Here is a 393-nt window from a genome sequence, read left to right as displayed (position 1 = left end):
CCTCGGGATCCTCGCCTTGTCCGTGCCCCTGGCGCTCGCCGGGTGCGGCACCGACGACTCGCCCGCCGAGGACGCGACGGCCACCGACACGACCGCCGCGACGCAGCCCGGGGCCGAGGCGTCGGACGGAGGCTCGTCCGACGCGGTCGAGTGCCCGCCCGCCGAGGGCACGGACGAGCGCATCACCTCGTTCGACTCCGCCCCGCCGATGTGCCTGACCCCCGGTGCCGACTACTCCGCCGTCATCACGACCGACGCCGGGGTGGTGACCGTGGACCTGCTCGAGGACAAGGCACCGGAGACTGTGAACAACTTCGTCTTCCTGGCCCGCCACAAGTACTACGAGGGCATCACCTTCCACCGGGTCATCCCCGGATTCATGATCCAGGGCGG

1 protein-coding gene is annotated in these 393 nt (G+C 71.2%); it reads left to right on the top strand.

All coding sequences use genetic code 11. The features are described from left to right. Positions 1–22 precede the first annotated feature (22 nt). Positions 23–393 (top strand): peptidylprolyl isomerase (locus tag G6027_RS19000; RefSeq protein WP_346995755.1); only part of this gene is annotated, 371 nt, incomplete at its 3' end.

Origin of the sequence: Dietzia sp. SLG310A2-38A2 (genome assembly GCF_014145095.1) — a bacterium.
Taxonomy (GTDB): domain Bacteria; phylum Actinomycetota; class Actinomycetes; order Mycobacteriales; family Mycobacteriaceae; genus Dietzia.
Note: the sequence above shows the minus strand (reverse complement) of the source record. Positions and strands in the feature narration are given on the sequence as shown.